Raw genomic sequence first — 15,247 nt, forward strand, 5'->3', positions numbered from 1 at the left:
GTTCCCCGCACCCCAAAGGGGCGCGGGGAACCGCGCGACCAGCCACGACGCGCCCGCGGGCGGAACACCGACCGCTCAGCACCACCCGCTGCACGCATTGGCGAACCGCTTGAACGCGGCCTTGGTGCCGTCCCCGGCGATGCCGTCGATCGCGCCGGTGTAGCCCCAGCTGTCCTTCAGCAGGCGCTGCAACGCCTTGATCGTGCCGCTTCCGACGATGCCGTCGATGGCGCCGGTGTAGCCCCAGTGCGCCTTGAGGTCGCGCTGGAACGCCTTCCAGCTGTTGGTGCCCAACTGCCCGTCGAGCGCGCCGGTGTAGCCCCAGTTCGCCTTCAGCCAGCACTGGACGTATCTGGCCTGCGTCGCGTTCAGGCCGAGGTTGACCACCGCGAGCGGGGCGGCGGTGCGGGAGCTCACCGCCGGGCTCGACATCGCGGTAGCCGCGAAGCTCGCAGTCGTCAGGCCCCCGGCGGCGATCCCGGCAGCGGCAGTGACACTGACGAGTGCCCTCACCACAACGCGCGGTCGCATGCGATTCCCCCTCCGAGTCGTAGGGCGGCACCCGACGCGGCTGACGCACGCGTCACCGGTTTCCTCCAGGCGCCCTGTGGTGTCACAGCGCGCAGCGGCGACCGTGGCCGTGGTGAGCCCCCCCGACCCCCGTCCGCATCAGCGCGGCATGCGCAGAAGCTACCTCTACGACGGCACCGAGCCCCCGGTGCGAACTGGCCAACAAAGCCTGCCTGTTGGGCGGCCCATCACGAGCCGTCCCGCCCGCCCCACCCATCCCTCAGCTGTGCCACGACCTCCACAGTGCCGCGTAGGCGCCCTGGGCCGCGACCAGTTCGTCGTGGCTGCCCAGTTCGGTGATGCGGCCCTGTTCGCAGACCGCGATCACATCGGCGTCGTGGGCGGTGTGGAGGCGGTGGGCGATGGCGACGACCGTACGGCCGTCCAGGACGCGGCCCAGGGAGCGTTCCAGGTGGCGGGCCGCACGGGGGTCCAGCAGCGAGGTGGCCTCGTCCAGCACGAGGGTGTGCGGGTCGGCCAGGACCAGGCGGGCCAGCGCGATCTGCTGGGCCTGCGCCGGGGTGAGGGTGTGGCCGCCGGAGCCGACCTCGGTGTCCAGCCCGTCGTCCAGGGCGCGCGCCCAGTCCTCGGCGTCGACCGCGCCCAGTGCCGCCCACAGCTGGGCGTCTTGGGCGTCCGTACGGGCCAGCAGCAGGTTGTCGCGCAGCGAGCCGACGAAGACATGGTGCTCCTGGTTGACCAGGGCGACGTGCTCGCGGACGCGCTCGGCGGGCATCTGGGACAGCCGCGCGCCGCCGAGGGTGACCGCGCCGGTGCGCGGGGCGTAGACCCCGGCGAGCAGCCTGCCCAGCGTGGACTTGCCCGCGCCCGAGGGGCCCACCAGCGCCAGCCGGGTCCCGGGGCGCACTCGCAGCGAGACCTCGTGCAGGACGTCGACGCCGGCGCGGTAGCCGAAGCGGACCTCGTCGGCGTGCACGTCCCGGCCCTGGGGCCCCACCGTCTCGTCGGCGGCGTGCGGCTCGATCTCGCGCACGCCCACCAGGCGCGCGATGGAGACCTGGGCCACCTGCAGCTCGTCGTACCAGCGCAGGATCATGCCGATCGGCTCGGTCATCATCTGTGCCAGCAGCGCCCCGGTCGTCAGCTCGCCCGGCGTCATCCAGCCCCGCAGGACGAAGACGCCGCCGATGACCAGCACCGAGCCGAGCAGCAGGACATGGGTGATGTTGATGACGGGGAAGAGGACCGAGCGCAGGAAGAGGGTGTAGCGCTCCCATGAGCGTTGCGCACACCCTAACCCTGCCTCTGACGTGGGATAATGCCCCCATGAGCACAGAAACGGACTACGACCCGGCCGACTGGATCGACCTGTTCTGCCGGAAGTCGCAGGCGGTCAAGAGCAAGGCGAGCCGGGGGCGAAAGCAGGAGATCAGCATTGCGGCACAGGAGACGCTAGGCCGTCGTGTGGCGGCCCTTCTGGGCAAGCAGGTGCGGCACGTCTGGAAGGAGGTGGGCAGCGCGTCACGCTTCCGCCGGAAGGGCGCGCGCACGGACCAGGACCAAGCGCTTGCGGCCGTCGTCAAGGGCGAGGTCGGCGGGCTGTGGTGCTACCGGCTCGACCGCTGGGACCGCCGGGGCGCGGGCGCAATCCTGCACATCATCGAGCCCGAGGACGGCATCCCTCGCCGCATCCTGTTCGGGTGGAACGAGGAGACGGGACGGCCCGAACTCGACTCGTCCAACAAGCGCGACCGAGGCGAGCTGATCCGGTCGGCGGAGCGTGCGCGCGAGGAAACCGAGATCCTGTCGGAGCGCATCAAGAACACCAAGGACCATCAACGGGCGAATGGCGAATGGGTCAACGCGCGTGCGCCGTACGGGCTTGAGGTGGTGCTTGTCGAGACCCTGGACGAAGAAGGGGACCTGTACGACGAGCGCAAGTTGCGAGTCTCTGACGAGCTGTCAGGGGACCCCCAGGGGCGTACCAAGGCGGAGATCGCGCGCTTGTGGCACACGCTGCCGGTGACCGAGGGGCTTTCGCTGCGGGCCATTGCGCAGCGCTTGAGTGACGAGGGCGTACCGAGCCCTACGGGGGCCGATGGCTGGGCGTTCGCTACCGGCCGCGACATCATCCACAACCCGGCGTACGCGGGGTGGCAGACGACCGGCCGTCAGGAGGACCAGAACCAGCGACGGCGAGTGTTCCGCGACGAGAACGGCGACAAGGTGTCGGTCATGGTCGGCGAGGCCCTGGTGACCGACGAGGAGCAGCTAGCGGCCAAGGAGGCCGTCCGGGGCGAGGAGGGCATTGGGAAGCCCGCAGACGGGTCGGAACACAGCATCAAGGCCAAGCACTTGCTCACGGATGCCTCGTACTGCGAGGGGTGCGAAGGGTCGATGCCGTGGGCCGGTACGGGGTATGGCTGTTGGAAGACCAAGAGCGGGCAGCGGTCGGCGTGCGAAAAGCCCGCGTTCCTGGCGCGTAAGTCCGCCGAGGAGTACGTGGGGATGCAGTGGCAGAACCGCTTGGTTCACGCCGAGGCTGACGACCCGATCATGATCGAGGTGGCGAAGCGCTACAGGGCCGCTAGGAGCCCCGAAACCAGCGAGGATGAGGCGGAGGCCCTAGAAGCGCTGGCACGCGCTGAGATGGCCCTCAAGCGCGTGTGGGCGGACCGTAAGGCAAACAGGTACGACGGCCCGTCGGAAGAGTTCTTCAAGCCGGACCTTGACGAGGCCACGGAGCGCGTGAACGCAATCAAGACCGAGCTTGAGCGAATCCGGGGCGGATCGAACGGCGTTGACGTGTCGTGGATCTTCGACGCGGACCTTGTGCGGCAGACGTGGGAGCGTGCCGACGAGGCGACACGGCGCACGCTGCTGCGGCTGGCCATTGACGAGATCTGGATCAGCAAGGCGGATTACACGGGCCAGCCGTTCGACGGCGAGAAGCGCGTAACGATCAACTGGCATGGTGAGCCGCCGAATCGACGGCGCGTCAAGACCCGTAAGACGCCCGGCGGGAAGGTCGTTCCGCTGGTCAAGGCCAAGAAGGGCAAGTGATGCGCGCCACAGGCTCAGGCTTACCCGCGCAGACAGCAAGGGCGGCCCCCTCACTCTCCGGAGTCGAGAGGGTCGCCTTTTTCGCGTTCCGTGACGAAGTGCAGACAGAAAACGTCTGTACGTACCTTCTTTCCTATGTGTGCATTAGAGAAGTAGGTACGGACAGACGTTTTCTGTCTGTTCGCTCCGGGGGAGGGTGCAAGCGTCCTCAACTGGCGTACCCCTGCCCCCACTTAATAGGGGTGAGGCGAGAGAGTCCCGCGCGCGTGCGCGAGGCTGGCGCTTGAGTGATGAGCGGCCCGCGTAGGCCACTCGCTCGCCTCCTGGCCCCCGTAGGGCAACGCTCCCGACTCTCTCCCGGTCGAGCACCTACGGGGGCCCTTTCGCTTCCTCGCCTGTCCCGTGATTCGCTCCGGGCCTCGCGAGGGTTCAACTCCCCCTTACGGATAGCCGGTCAGGCTGGACCGAGCCGCATTGTGGGGGCTGCCGTGGACGCGGGCAGGGTCGGTACCGGCCGCATACGCACTAGGCCGCGCAATGATCCCTCAAGCCAGGGTGAGCGCGGTTGTCTGCCTCGTTCGGCGGACGCTGGCCCCAAGGGAGGCGCTACCAACTTCGGTTGGGACACGCAGCCTGGCAAGGCCGGTGGTCACCGGACGGGGTGGCGCGATGGTCAGTAGCTCAGTTGGTAGAGCGTCGGGCGACAGTCCCGGAGGCCGCAGGTTCGATCCCTGCCCGACCAGCAAACGCACCGTTGGAATTCCAACGGTGAGCACTACCGAAAGGGCCCGCGTGTCGCTTCACGGCCGTATCAACATCCCTGCCGACTTCGCGATTGACGGCCTGCCGTCCGCTGAGGAGTTCAAGGCGATTACCGATCGGGTGGCCGCGCTGGAGAACACGCCAGTTGCAGAACTGGCAGTTCTGGCGCAGTGGCTGTTCCGGCCTGCCGAGCTGATGGACATTCAGCGGCTCGACCACGAGTCGATCCGGGTTACGAACCGGACCGCCTACAAGCTGGACATCAGGGTCACGATCAACCGCAGCACCGACAGTTACACGCTGGAGCCTGGCGAGGGTGTCAAGTGCTACACGCGGTCGGATGAGGTGGAGGTCGGCGTTAGCTTCGTGACCCCGTTCCTTCCGTCGCACCAGGTGCACATCAACCAGGCGGTCTAAGGGTTCCCACACGGGGGGCCTCACGTCGGGGCCCCTGTGACGGGGCCTCAACTGGGGTTCCCTGCATAGGGGCCCGCATTTGGGGGCCCTGGCAAGGGGGCCCTATGAGAGGGGGCCTATATGGCGTGGGCTACCAGTGACCGCCGGTCCCGGCTCCCCTCCGACTGGCCACTCATCCGTGAGCGTGTGCTGTCCGCTGCGGGCTATGCCTGCCAGTGGGTACGCCATGACACGGGGGCCCTGTGTGGGCGGTACGCCAACCAGTGCGATCACATCAACGCTGGTGACGACCACTCACCCAACAATCTCCAGGCCCTATGCGAGTGGCACCACACACGCAAGAGCGCGCGTGAAGGTGCGAGCGCGAGCAACGCTGTTCGCCCTACTCGTGAGCGTGCGCGTGAGCTGTCACCGTACGAGGCACGACAGTTGAGGCGTGCTTGATGCACGCGCGCAGCGCTGTGCGTGAGCGATTGAACGCGAGCGAATCAACGACTAGTTGAGTCGTCGTGACGTCGCTTGCGGTGCTGGCGCGCTGGCAACTTTGCGTGCGCGTCGCTCGCCGAATGCTCACTTACCGTGACGAGGGACGTGGGGGGTACCCCCCTCCGAAGAGCGATCCTCCCCGGTGCCAAATAGCGCGCCGCCCTGCGTACAGGTCTGGGGGTTTGCGCCCCGGCCACGTCGCCCCCGCCCCTCACGCTCTGTGAGCTGGGCTTTCCCCCGATTTCCCGCCCCGCTGGCGGACAGCCCTACGCACGCGCACACGCGCGCACGCGAGGGCATCCCCTTTTTTGCCCTCCGGTCACGAAAGGCCGGTTCCGTGACACCGCCGAGGAGGTGGCCCCATGGCTGGCATGGGCCCGCCTCCGAAGGAAGAGAAGCACGGGCGAACCCCGAACCTTGGCAGCGCTGTTGAGCCCGCCGACGTCGAGGGCGTCCCGGCTCCGGACCTGCCGACCCCCAAGAAGTGGCTTACGGCTACTCGCACTTGGTGGGAGGCGTGGACCAACTCGCCCCAGGCCGCTGTTTTCCAGGCGACTGACTGGCAACGGCTGGTCAGTCTCCTGCCGATGGTGGACGGTTACAACCGGCTGATGTCCAAGGCGGCCGACGACCCGCGCAAGCTCCGGGCCGGTAAGGACGTGCTGTCCGAGATCCGGCAGAACGAGAGCTTGCTTGGGGCGACGCACACAGACCGGCTGAGAGGCCGTCTGAGCGTCGGCCAGGCATCGCAAGGGCCCGCCGGAGGCGTGGCCGGTTCCGTGGACGCTGAGAACGTCGTGGCCCTCTTCGGGGGTGCCTGATGCACGTTGGGACGATCCCGGAGTACAAGCCGCGCGAGACGCACCCGCAGAACTGGCCCGCGCTAGACGAGTCGATCGGCTATGCCGCCGTCGCGTGGATGCGCGCCAACCTGGTGAACCCCGACGGGGACCGCGCGGGCGAGCCGTTCCACCCGACCCCCGAGCAAGAGCACTTCATCGCGTGGTTCTACGCGATCGACAAGCGGGGCCGGTTCCGGTTCCGCCGTGCCGCGCTCCGCCGGTCGAAGGGCTGGGGCAAGGGGCCGTTTGCTGGCGCTCTCTGCCTCTTTGAGCTTTGCGGGCCGTGCATACCCCACAAGGTCGTTGAAACGGCGTCAGGCGTCCGCGTAGCGGTCGGGAAGGTGCATCCCGCGCCCCTCGTCCAGCTCGCTGCGGTCAGCTACTCGCAGACGGAAAACACCTTCGCGAGCATCCGGGCCATGGTGGCGGGCGACCGCGCCGAGGTGCTGGGGCTCGACATCGGCCAGACCCGCATCCTGATGAAGATTCAGGATGGACGGCGCGTCCGCCGAGGGAAGTTGGAGCCGGTGACGACGGCGTCCGCCTCATTGGAGGGCAACCGGACATCGTTTTACGTCCTGGACGAGCCGCACCACCTTCGCGAGACCAACGGAGGCCACAAGCTGGCCAGGGTCTTGAAGCGCAACGCGGCCAAGGTCGAGGGCCGGGGCATCGAGACGACCAACGCACACGCGCCCGGTGAGGCGTCGGTGGCGGAGGACACCTACGAGGCTTACTTGAAGGTGGCCGATGTCCCGTTCGGTGCTGGCCTGTTGTACTCCGCGCTGGAGGCTCCGCCGGAAACGGATCTCGCCGACGAGGAGTCGGTGAGGGCGGCCCTCAAGGTCTGTTACGAGCACTGCCCGTGGATCTCGATTGACCGCCTGGTCGAGGAGATCTACGACCCCGGCACGACGCGGGAAGAGGCGTACCGCTTCTATTTCTCGCGCGTGGTCGCGGCGTCCGATTCGTGGCTCAAGCCGGAAGACGTGGACGCTGCCACCGTTGGAATTCCAACGCTGCCGGAAGACGGCGCAATCATCACGCTCGGGTTCGACGGTGCGCGCGGCTCCCACCACTACTCGGACGCAACCGCCCTTGTGGCGTGCGACGTTCGTACGGGTTACGTGTGGCCCCTGGGTATCTGGCAGCGGCCGGACGGCCCGGAGGGTGAGGGCTGGGAGGTCCCGCGCGACGAGGTTGACGGCATGGTCCGTACGGCCTTCGAGCGCTGGCGAGTTGCGGCGTTCTTTGCTGACCTCGCCTTCTATGAGTCCTACGTGGACAAGTGGGCCGAGGACTACCGCGACGACCTGTTCATCAAGGCCGGTCCCGGCCACTCCGTCGCGTTCGACATGCGGCGCAGGCAACGGGACTTCACGCAGGCCGCCGAGGGTGTCGCCGGAGCGTTCGAGGCTAAGGGCCTCACGATCGCGCCGGACACGCTGCTTGTCTCTCACCTCAAGAACGCGCGCCGGAAGGTGAACGCGTACGGGGTGACGCTCGGCAAGGAGTCCCGCGAGAGCCCCCGCAAGGTCGATGCGGCCGTCTGTCTCGTGCTCGCGCGCGAGGCCCGCCGCAAGGCGCTTGAGGCCGGGGTCCTGGAGAAGTGGACCACCGAGCCGGGGATTGTCTACGGCTTCTGATCAACCATCAATGGAGGTGCCCCGGTGGAAGGGGATATTCGTCATGCCCTCGCCGGGACCCTCGTTCAGCGTCGCCGGGAGATGCCGGAGCTAAGCCGGGTTGACCGGTACGTTCGCGGCATCCAGGAGCGGCCCTACATCCCGAAGAAGGCCGAAGCTGAGTTCGGGCAGATGATCCACAAGAGCCTAGAAAACTGGCTCCCGTTGATCGTCGCGTCCGTGGCGCAGAACCTCCGGGTGGAGGGCTACCGCCGGTCGGACGAGCCCGACGACCTTGAACCGTGGGGCTATTGGGCCGACAACCTCATGGACTCCCGGCAGGCGCAGGTACACCGCTCGGCGCTGACCTTCGGCCGGTCGTACGTGTCGGTGGTGCAGGGCACCAACCCGATCACGGGGGAGGCCGCGCCGGTCATCCGCCCCATGTCCCCGCTGGCCGTGACCGGCTACGCGGCCGACTCGGACGCGGATTGGCTGGACCACGCTGTCAAGTTCCTGGGCAAGGTCAAGGTCGGTGACGACACCTTCGACCGCTGGGAGTTCTGGGACGACGAGGCCGTTACGGAGATCTGGACGCCGGAGGATGTGGCCGACCCGGACGAGATGATCGTCAAGGAGTCGAGCCCGCACGGCATGGGCCGTTGCCCCATCGTCCAGTTCCGGAACCGGTGGGCCGACTCGCCGGACACGATGGCGCATGAGCTGGGCGAGGTCGCCCCGCTCATGGCCATTCAGGACCGGATCAACTCGACCACGTTCGACATGCTGGTTGCTCAGTCGTACAGCGCGTTTCGGCAGCGTTGGGCGACCGGCATTCAGATTCCGAAAGACCCCGTCACCGGACGGCCGATCGAGACGTTCCAGGCGGCTGTAGACCGCGTGTGGGCGACTCCCGGCGACAAGGTGAAGTTCGGGGAGTTCTCGGAAACTGACCTGTCGGGGTACCTCAAGAGCCGCGAGGCCGCGATCAAGGCTATGGCCGCCATCGCGCAGGTACCCCCGCACATGTTCGCGTCAGGCATCGCGAATATTTCCGCCGACGCGCTCACGGCTCTTGAGTCCGGCCTCTCGCGAAAGGTGCACGAGAGGCAGACCATTTTCGGGGAGTCGTGGGGTCAGGTGTTCCGGCTCGCTGCGTATGCCATGGGCGACACAGCGAACGCCGAGGACACCGAAGCGCGGGTCATCTGGCATGACGCCGAGGCTCGTTCACTGTCGGCGACGGTGGACGCGCTGGGGAAGCTGCATCAGATGTTGGGAGTGCCACAGGAAGTCCTGTGGGAGCGCGTACCCGGCATTACTACCTTCGATGTGGAGCGTTGGAAGAAGGCCAAGGCGGAAGAGGCCGAGTACGACATGGCCGCCCAACTCCTCACCGGACAGCACACATCGGAGCTGCTGCCGGGGGAGGCCACGCCGGAGGAGCCGACCGAGCCCGCTAAGGCCGCCTGATGGCGGACACGCGGGCCGGGGAGGCTCTGACGGAGGCTCACCGCGTCGCCCAACGGCGGCTCTCTCAGGCGGCCGTACGGCGGCTTGCGAGGGCCTGGCGGCGCGTTGACATCACGGACCCCGTGACGTGGCTGGAGTACCTGGCCGAGGCTGAACGCATCATGAAGGCGGCACACACCGCCGGTGCGGAGGCTTCGGCCCGGTACTTCCGGGACTTCCGGCGCGCGGAGTTGGGCCAGGCGCTCGACGTCGCGCACCGCCCGGCATGGTCGGCGGCGGAGTCGCGGGCGGCTCTGGACGAGTTCGGCCCCGGCTACGTCGAACGCATCATGCGTGAGCGGGGTGTTCCGCTCGCCGAGGCCCGCCGGTTGGCGCTGGCCGGGCAGACCGGCAACGCCGTGGACCTGGTGGCCGGTGGCGGTCGGGGATTCCTCACCAACGCGATTCGCAATGACCGCCGTTGCATCGGCTGGCGACGGGTCGCGTCGGGTTCGTGCTGCTCGTTCTGCGCGATGCTCGCGACGCGTGGCGCGGTCTACAAGTCCGCCAAGTCCGCCATGGGCGTTCGCCAGGGCGGCATTTCAAGACTGGGCAAGTCGCAGGACCGGGGCGCGGGTGTTCATCGCGCCTGTCAGTGCCAGATGGAGCCGGTCTATTCCCGCTCGGGTCGAGTCGATCCCCGAGCAGCCCGGTATGACGCGCTGTGGCGCGCGGCGGGCGGAGATCCCATTCAGTTCCGGCGGCTCATTGAGGGCCGCGCATAAGGAGAGTTGCGTTGTCTGAGCAGGTCGAGGCCCCGGTTACCCCGGAGCCGGTACAGGGAGAGATTCCGGGCGTCGTTGAGGCGGCCGAGGAGCAGCGTGGGAATTCCAACGCTGCTGCGGAGCAGGCGGCCGAACTGGAGCGTCTGCGCAAGGAACTTGAGGCGGCTAAGCCGATTCTCGCCGCGCACGCGGAGGCCGAGGAGGCCCGCAAGAGCGAGGCCGAGAAGCTGCGCGAAGCGCTGGACGCGGCGAAGGCCGAGGCGGCCGAGGCTGCCCGCTCGCTGACGCTGCGCGAGGTCGCCGAGGAGACGGGCCTTTCGGCCGCGTCGGTGGCGAAGCTCCAGGGCGCAGGCAAGGACGAACTCCTTGCGGCTGCCAAGGAGATTGCGGCGGAGCTGTCCGCCAAGAGGGGCGGCGGTCTTCCGTCCCGGCCTCAGCCGAATGTCAAGACCGGCCAGGGTGTGCCTGACGCGCCGGAGGTCACGGACCCCCGGAAGCTCGCGGCTGCCATCCGCAAGCAGCTTTCCTTCTGACGGCTGCCGTAACTACCGAAAGGGGTAGCCGTCGTGGCTTCCTACGCAACCGGCACCGGCTCTAAGGGTGCCATCAAGCACGAGATTTGGGCCTCTCAGGCCCTGGGCCTCCTGGAGGACGAGACCATCATCACCGGTCTCGTTGCCCGTGACGCTGGCGCTGACTTCACCGGTGCCGAGGGTGACACCGTGAGCATCAAGCGGCCGTCCAAGCTCCAGGCTGACGAGATGGCTCTTTCTGAGTCTCGCAACCACGGGACCGGCGAAGGTCAGTCGGGCAACATCAACCTCCAGAAGCTGAACGAGCACAAGATCACGGTCAGCCTCAAGCGCGAGGTCTACAACGCCGTTGCGCTCACCGCTGCTGAGCTGGACCTTGACGTCACCAACTACGGTGCGCAGGTTCTCGCTCCGCAGACTGCGGCTGTCGCTCTGTCTGTTGAGCGCACCCTTACCGACATCCTGAACGGCAAGGCTCCGAAGTACACCCCTCTGGGTCTCGATGCGGCCAAGGATGCTCCGGCGACCATCGTTGACAAGTACGTTGACGCCAAGGGCGCGACCGAGATTGACGGCAAGCACGTCCGCAAGCTCATGGTCCAGCTTCGCGCCAAGCTCAACAGCGAGTCGGTCCCCATGCAGGGCCGAATCCTGGCTATCGGCACCGCCATTGAGTCCGCCCTCCTGGGTGACGACCACCTGACCAAGGTCAACGAGTCTGGCGGCTCGGCGACCCTTCGCGCTGCGACCATCGGCGACCTGTACGGCTTCCGAATCGTCGTCGTGCAGGGCCTGGACGAGATGCGCATGGTTGCCTTCCACCCGACCGCGTACACCCTGATCACGCGGGCCCCGATCGTTCCGGCCGGTGGCCCCGTCGGTTCGTCCTCCGCTCACGGCGGCGTCTCGCTGACCGTTCAGAAGGACTACGACCCGTCGAAGCGCGTTGAGCGCTCCATCGTCAACACCTACCTCGGTGTTGGCGCTACGCGTGACATCCCCCTCAAGAAGTTCTCGGACGGCACCGTTGCCACCGAGGCCGCGAAGGGCCTGGACGAGGTGTCCGCGCTCGCGACCATGGTTCGCGCCGTGGCCGTCGTCGCCAAGCTCAACCCGGCCAAGGACGAGGCCAAGGGCAGCTAGGGGGACCGGTGAACGCGCTTGTCTCCATTGACGAGTTCGAGGCGCGTCGTCCGGAGCCGTTCGCGGGGGAGAGGGAGCGGAAGCGCGCCGAGTTGATCCTTGGCGACGCGTCCGCCCTCGTCCGCGACATCGCCCGTCCGGCGGGCCTCGCCGACGAGGACATGCCGCAGGCCGTACGACAGATCGTCATGCGGCTTGCGGGCCGGGCGATCGACAACCCGAACGGGGTTGCGTCCGAGTCCATCGGCGATGCCTCGTACCGGCTCGCTCGCCACGCTACGAACGGCCTCGCGCTGTCGGCGGAGGAGCGGGCCGAGATTGAGGCGGCCGTGGGCCTGTCGCCCATCTGGTCGGTGCCTGTCGGCATCGGCTACGACGACGACCGGTTCCGGCTGTTCGCGCCGATCGGCAAGACCGACAAGGGCCGGGTCGATTGGCAGCGTGACGGATGATCTCCGCAAACCTCCTGTGTGACGTTGTGACGGTCGTTCGGCGCTCCGAGGAGGGAAAGGACCGGTACGGGGCTCCCGTGCACTCCTGGGGCGACTCAGGGGCGTACAGGGGCCGTCTGGTCTATCCCTCCGGGCGCGAGGAGACGACGGAGCGCGACGCGCAGGCGTTCGGCGCTTCCATCCTCCTGCCTCCCCATGCCGACGTGACCGGCCGCGACCGCGTGCGCGTCGAGCCGGGCGGCACCGTTGGAATTCCAACGCTGGGCTCCGTCTGGGAAGTCGACGGGCCCCCACTCATGCAGCGCCGGGCGTTCGGTCCCGGGCTGCTCAAGATCCGAGTCAAGAAGGTGGAGGGCTGATGCCTGCTCGCGTTCAGCTCGACCGCCGGGCGATTGAGTCGCTGGCCAAGGCGGACGGCGTTCAGAAGTTCCTACACCGCAAGGGCAAGTCGGCGGCGGGTGCCGCTGCGGGCCGCGCCCCGGTGCGTACGGGCGACTTCAAGTCGGCCGGGTTCAGCGTGTCCACCAAGGTTCGCCGAACCCGTGACGGCGAGTACGTGACTACTCGCGTGTTCGCCAAGGACAAGGACGCCAACGTCATCGTCCTGGGCTCGAAGAAGTCCAACCGCAAGCGCCACAAGGTGTTCAACCTGGGCGACTTCGGGGGCTGATGGTGCGTCCGGTCGTCACGTTTCCCGACGTGGAGGCGCTGACGCTGGCTCATCTACGCAAGGTGATACCGGGGTTCGAGGGTGGGCCAGACCTGCCCGCAGACTTCGCCGACCGGCTCCCGTTCACGACGGTTGAGCGGAACGGCGGGGTGACCCGGTGGCCTGCGCTTGATCAGGCGGTGTTGGCCCTCTACGTGCACGGCTCTGACCGTGCCTCCGCGCATGACCGGCTTCAAGAGGTCATCGCGCATCTGTACGCGATGCCGGGCCGGGTGCCGGGTGTCTCGCGTACCTACACGATCGCGGGCGCTCAGTTTGTCCCCGATCCGCTCACTGATTCCCCGCGCTGGTACGCGTCTGTTGGCGTTGCCGTGCGGCCCGCACGAAAGGGGCTCGGCAGTGCCTGAGTTCGACAAGTACGACACCGGCGAGGCTGCGGCCCCGGTAGACACCACGCGTGTTGCCTCAACCGGCACCATGTACATCGGCAAGGTCAACACCGCGATACCGGCCACGCTGACCGATGAGGCAATCAAGACCGCCGGGTTCAAGACCCTGGGTCTGTTCACCGAGGACGGCGTGGAACACGAGTTCTCGGAGGAGACCGAGGACATCAAGTCCTGGCAGGCGGGCGTGGTTCGCACGATCATCACGGGTCGTGACCTCACCCTCAAGTTCGCGGCTCTGGAGTCGTCCAAGGCTGTGTTCCAGGCGTACTACGGCCTGACGGACAAGGAACTTGACACCTCCACCACGGCGGGCGTGCTCAAGATGCAGATCCAGGCCGCCGCGTCGCGTGCACCGTTCTCGGCCCTGTTCGTCATTGAGGACGGCATGGAGGCCGACGGCACCACCAAGCGTCAGTGGGCGCTGCACATGGACAAGGCGCAGGTCTCCGAGGTCGAGTCGCCGAAGTTCGCCAATAGCGAGGCCATCACCTGGGGTATGACCGTCAAGGCCCTTGGCCAGTCGGGCAAGCCGCTGGGTACGTGGGAGATCCACGACCAGGCGATTGCGGGGGTTGCCCCCGTGGACCCTCTCTAAAGCCGTCCCTCACGGTGGACAAGGTCGAGGGGCAGGTGGCAACCGTCAGCGTCAAGACTGACGGTGCCAAGTCCCTTTCCCTGTCCTGGGGAGACGGCACCCGGGAGGACGTGAAGGCGGATAAGACGCTGACGCACACCTACCCGGAGGCGGTCGAGGATCGCCGCTATCACGTCGTGCTTAGCGGCGAGAAGGCCGAGACGGCTACGGCTGTCGCGGTGATCGCGAAGGCTCGCGAGACCCACGAAACGCTCGGGGCCCCGAAGGACTTCGAGATCACCAAGACCGGTGATTTCTGGTTCTTCAACGCCAAGTGGGAGGCCCCCGACGAGGGGACGCCGGTCAAGTACCGGCTCTATGTCCTGCGTGGCGACATTGAGGGCGACGAGACCGGCCGTCATGACGTCTGGTACGAGGGCGCGGAAACATCGGTTCTCGTGGACCTTGACCAGGCGCAGAAGCACGGCGCGGCCCCGTCAAGGGGCAACCACACCCTCGCGGTTGTGGCCGTGGACGCGGACGGCAAGGAGTCGGCCCCGTCCAACACGCAGACGCTCGACGTGGTTTGAGCGATAGGGGCCGGGCATCTTCGGGTGCCCGGCCTCCCGCCGGTGGGACCAAGGTCCTCGCCGGCCTCGGGACCTTAGTCCCTGGAGAGTCGAGTTTCCGGAGCCGTCCTAGGTGGGGGCGGCTCCGGCAATCCACCTACCCACCAACGGAGATGACGACATGAGCAAGCCCAACAAGTCCCGATTCAAGCTCGCCACCCTGCGCACCCGCGCGGAGGAGAAGGGCAACGCCACGATCCCGTTTGAGGGCGTGGACGGCGAGACATACGAGATTCCGGCCCCGCAGTTCTGGCCGGACGAGGCGCACGCCGCTGCATCCGGCGAGGACATCCCCGGCGTTGGCCGTGCGCTTCTGGGTGAGGCTTACGACAAGTTCATTGGCGGCGGCGGCCGTTCCGGTGACCTCCTGCTGATCCTTGAGGCGTACGCCGAGGAGCAGGGGGCCACGCTGGGGGAATCGCTTGGCTCGCAGGGCTGATCGACCGTCACGGCGACGACCTTGACGCGGACTTCCTGGCGACGTTCGGGCTCGACCTGAACGACGTTGGGGGGTCCGCTTTTACGTGGGGCCGGTTCGCCGCCCTCGTGTCACGACTCCCGCGCGACTCCTGGTTTGCGCGGGCCACACAGGGCCACGACTGGGCCGAGTGGTCATCGCTTGACGTTCATCTGTCTGCGGGTCTGATCGACCAATTGCGCGTGACCAACTACCTGTTGGGCGCGCAGTTGCAGGCGCACGGGGCGAAGGAAAACCCGATCCCGAAGCCTGAGCCGCTGCCTCGTCCGGGTGTTGAGGCACCCAAGAAGGCCAACAAGGGCCTCTTGTCCTTGGCGGCGAAGATGGGGCACCGCCCCCGTATCACCTAGGAGGGG

General features: G+C 67.4%; 17 protein-coding genes, 1 tRNA gene and 1 pseudogene. 17 read left to right on the plus strand and 2 right to left on the minus strand.

The features are described from left to right. Positions 1 to 75: 75 nt before the first annotated feature. Positions 76 to 531, minus strand: coding sequence for a peptidoglycan-binding domain-containing protein (locus tag AC4IJH_RS00005; protein WP_490849298.1), 456 nt, complete (start codon positions 529 to 531; stop codon positions 76 to 78). Between the two features lie 259 nt (positions 532 to 790). Continuing rightward, positions 791 to 1,810: pseudogene (locus tag AC4IJH_RS00010) on the minus strand (ABC transporter ATP-binding protein); the annotation flags it as partial. Between the two features lie 47 nt (positions 1,811 to 1,857). On the opposite strand from AC4IJH_RS00010, the gene AC4IJH_RS00015 reads away from it, so the two are divergent. The 17 genes from AC4IJH_RS00015 (at position 1,858) to AC4IJH_RS00095 (ending at position 15,241) form a co-directional block, all read left to right on the plus strand. Next, complete coding sequence (locus AC4IJH_RS00015) at positions 1,858 to 3,594, plus strand: recombinase family protein (RefSeq protein WP_490849299.1); 1,737 nt, start codon at positions 1,858 to 1,860, stop codon at positions 3,592 to 3,594. Positions 3,595 to 4,264: 670 nt separating this feature from the next. After that, a tRNA-Cys gene (locus AC4IJH_RS00020) sits at positions 4,265 to 4,337 on the plus strand. A 25-nt stretch (positions 4,338 to 4,362) separates the two neighbouring features. Then, positions 4,363 to 4,773 (plus strand): hypothetical protein, encoded by a 411-nt coding sequence (locus tag AC4IJH_RS00025; protein WP_490849300.1) that lies wholly within the window; start codon positions 4,363 to 4,365, stop codon positions 4,771 to 4,773. Between the two features lie 848 nt (positions 4,774 to 5,621). Further along, on the plus strand, positions 5,622 to 6,080 hold the full coding sequence (locus AC4IJH_RS00030) for a phage terminase small subunit (RefSeq protein WP_490849301.1): 459 nt from the start codon (positions 5,622 to 5,624) through the stop codon (positions 6,078 to 6,080). Next, entirely contained in the window at positions 6,080 to 7,747 is a 1,668-nt protein-coding gene (locus AC4IJH_RS00035; RefSeq protein ID WP_490849302.1) for a terminase, read from the plus strand. Before AC4IJH_RS00030 ends, AC4IJH_RS00035 begins: the two co-directional genes overlap by 1 nt. A gap of 24 nt (positions 7,748 to 7,771) precedes the next feature. Beyond that, positions 7,772 to 9,199 carry a phage portal protein gene (locus AC4IJH_RS00040; RefSeq protein ID WP_490849303.1) on the plus strand — a complete coding sequence of 476 codons (1,428 nt, stop codon included), beginning with the start codon at positions 7,772 to 7,774 and terminating at the stop codon, positions 9,197 to 9,199. Further along, positions 9,199 to 9,963, plus strand: coding sequence for a VG15 protein (locus tag AC4IJH_RS00045; RefSeq protein ID WP_490849304.1), 765 nt, complete (start codon positions 9,199 to 9,201; stop codon positions 9,961 to 9,963). Before AC4IJH_RS00040 ends, AC4IJH_RS00045 begins: the two co-directional genes overlap by 1 nt. Before the next feature lie 11 nt (positions 9,964 to 9,974). Continuing rightward, positions 9,975 to 10,496 (plus strand): hypothetical protein, encoded by a 522-nt coding sequence (locus AC4IJH_RS00050; protein ID WP_490849305.1) that lies wholly within the window; start codon positions 9,975 to 9,977, stop codon positions 10,494 to 10,496. A gap of 33 nt (positions 10,497 to 10,529) precedes the next feature. Next, positions 10,530 to 11,639 (plus strand): major capsid protein, encoded by a 1,110-nt coding sequence (locus AC4IJH_RS00055; RefSeq protein ID WP_490849306.1) that lies wholly within the window; start codon positions 10,530 to 10,532, stop codon positions 11,637 to 11,639. An 8-nt stretch (positions 11,640 to 11,647) separates the two neighbouring features. Then, on the plus strand, positions 11,648 to 12,091 hold the full coding sequence (locus AC4IJH_RS00060; protein ID WP_490849307.1) for a hypothetical protein: 444 nt from the start codon (positions 11,648 to 11,650) through the stop codon (positions 12,089 to 12,091). Further along, positions 12,088 to 12,450 (plus strand): hypothetical protein, encoded by a 363-nt coding sequence (locus tag AC4IJH_RS00065; RefSeq protein ID WP_490849308.1) that lies wholly within the window; start codon positions 12,088 to 12,090, stop codon positions 12,448 to 12,450. The genes AC4IJH_RS00060 and AC4IJH_RS00065 overlap by 4 nt, the downstream gene beginning before the upstream one ends. After that, a complete protein-coding gene (locus AC4IJH_RS00070; RefSeq protein WP_490849309.1) occupies positions 12,450 to 12,761 on the plus strand; it encodes a hypothetical protein in 312 nt (103 codons plus the stop codon). Before AC4IJH_RS00065 ends, AC4IJH_RS00070 begins: the two co-directional genes overlap by 1 nt. Positions 12,762 to 12,790: 29 nt before the next feature. Then, positions 12,791 to 13,168: a hypothetical protein gene (locus tag AC4IJH_RS00075; protein ID WP_490849310.1), complete on the plus strand. Its 378-nt coding sequence runs from the start codon at positions 12,791 to 12,793 to the stop codon at positions 13,166 to 13,168. After that, the gene (locus AC4IJH_RS00080) at positions 13,161 to 13,805 is read left to right on the plus strand and encodes a phage tail tube protein (RefSeq protein ID WP_490849311.1); all 645 of its coding nucleotides are present in this window, start codon (positions 13,161 to 13,163) and stop codon (positions 13,803 to 13,805) included. Before AC4IJH_RS00075 ends, AC4IJH_RS00080 begins: the two co-directional genes overlap by 8 nt. A gap of 14 nt (positions 13,806 to 13,819) precedes the next feature. Then, positions 13,820 to 14,374: a hypothetical protein gene (locus tag AC4IJH_RS00085; protein ID WP_490849312.1), complete on the plus strand. Its 555-nt coding sequence runs from the start codon at positions 13,820 to 13,822 to the stop codon at positions 14,372 to 14,374. A gap of 160 nt (positions 14,375 to 14,534) precedes the next feature. Then, on the plus strand, positions 14,535 to 14,852 hold the full coding sequence (locus tag AC4IJH_RS00090) for a hypothetical protein (protein ID WP_490849313.1): 318 nt from the start codon (positions 14,535 to 14,537) through the stop codon (positions 14,850 to 14,852). A 221-nt stretch (positions 14,853 to 15,073) separates the two neighbouring features. Continuing rightward, positions 15,074 to 15,241: a hypothetical protein gene (locus tag AC4IJH_RS00095; protein WP_490849314.1), complete on the plus strand. Its 168-nt coding sequence runs from the start codon at positions 15,074 to 15,076 to the stop codon at positions 15,239 to 15,241. Positions 15,242 to 15,247: the final 6 nt, after the last annotated feature.

Source organism: Streptomyces sp. UF-297, assembly GCF_058245575.1.

Bases quoted from the DNA above. Each gene is read 5' to 3' on its own strand.
- AC4IJH_RS00005 (WP_490849298.1), bottom strand. From the start codon at position 531: ATGCGACCGCGCGTTGTGGTGAGGGCACTCGTCAGTGTCACTGCCGCT.
- AC4IJH_RS00015 (WP_490849299.1), top strand. From the start codon at position 1,858: ATGAGCACAGAAACGGACTACGACCCGGCCGACTGGATCGACCTGTTC.
- AC4IJH_RS00030 (WP_490849301.1), top strand. From the start codon at position 5,622: ATGGCTGGCATGGGCCCGCCTCCGAAGGAAGAGAAGCACGGGCGAACC.
- AC4IJH_RS00035 (WP_490849302.1), top strand. From the start codon at position 6,080: ATGCACGTTGGGACGATCCCGGAGTACAAGCCGCGCGAGACGCACCCG.
- AC4IJH_RS00045 (WP_490849304.1), top strand. From the start codon at position 9,199: ATGGCGGACACGCGGGCCGGGGAGGCTCTGACGGAGGCTCACCGCGTC.
- AC4IJH_RS00065 (WP_490849308.1), top strand. From the start codon at position 12,088: ATGATCTCCGCAAACCTCCTGTGTGACGTTGTGACGGTCGTTCGGCGC.
- AC4IJH_RS00070 (WP_490849309.1), top strand. From the start codon at position 12,450: ATGCCTGCTCGCGTTCAGCTCGACCGCCGGGCGATTGAGTCGCTGGCC.
- AC4IJH_RS00090 (WP_490849313.1), top strand. From the start codon at position 14,535: ATGAGCAAGCCCAACAAGTCCCGATTCAAGCTCGCCACCCTGCGCACC.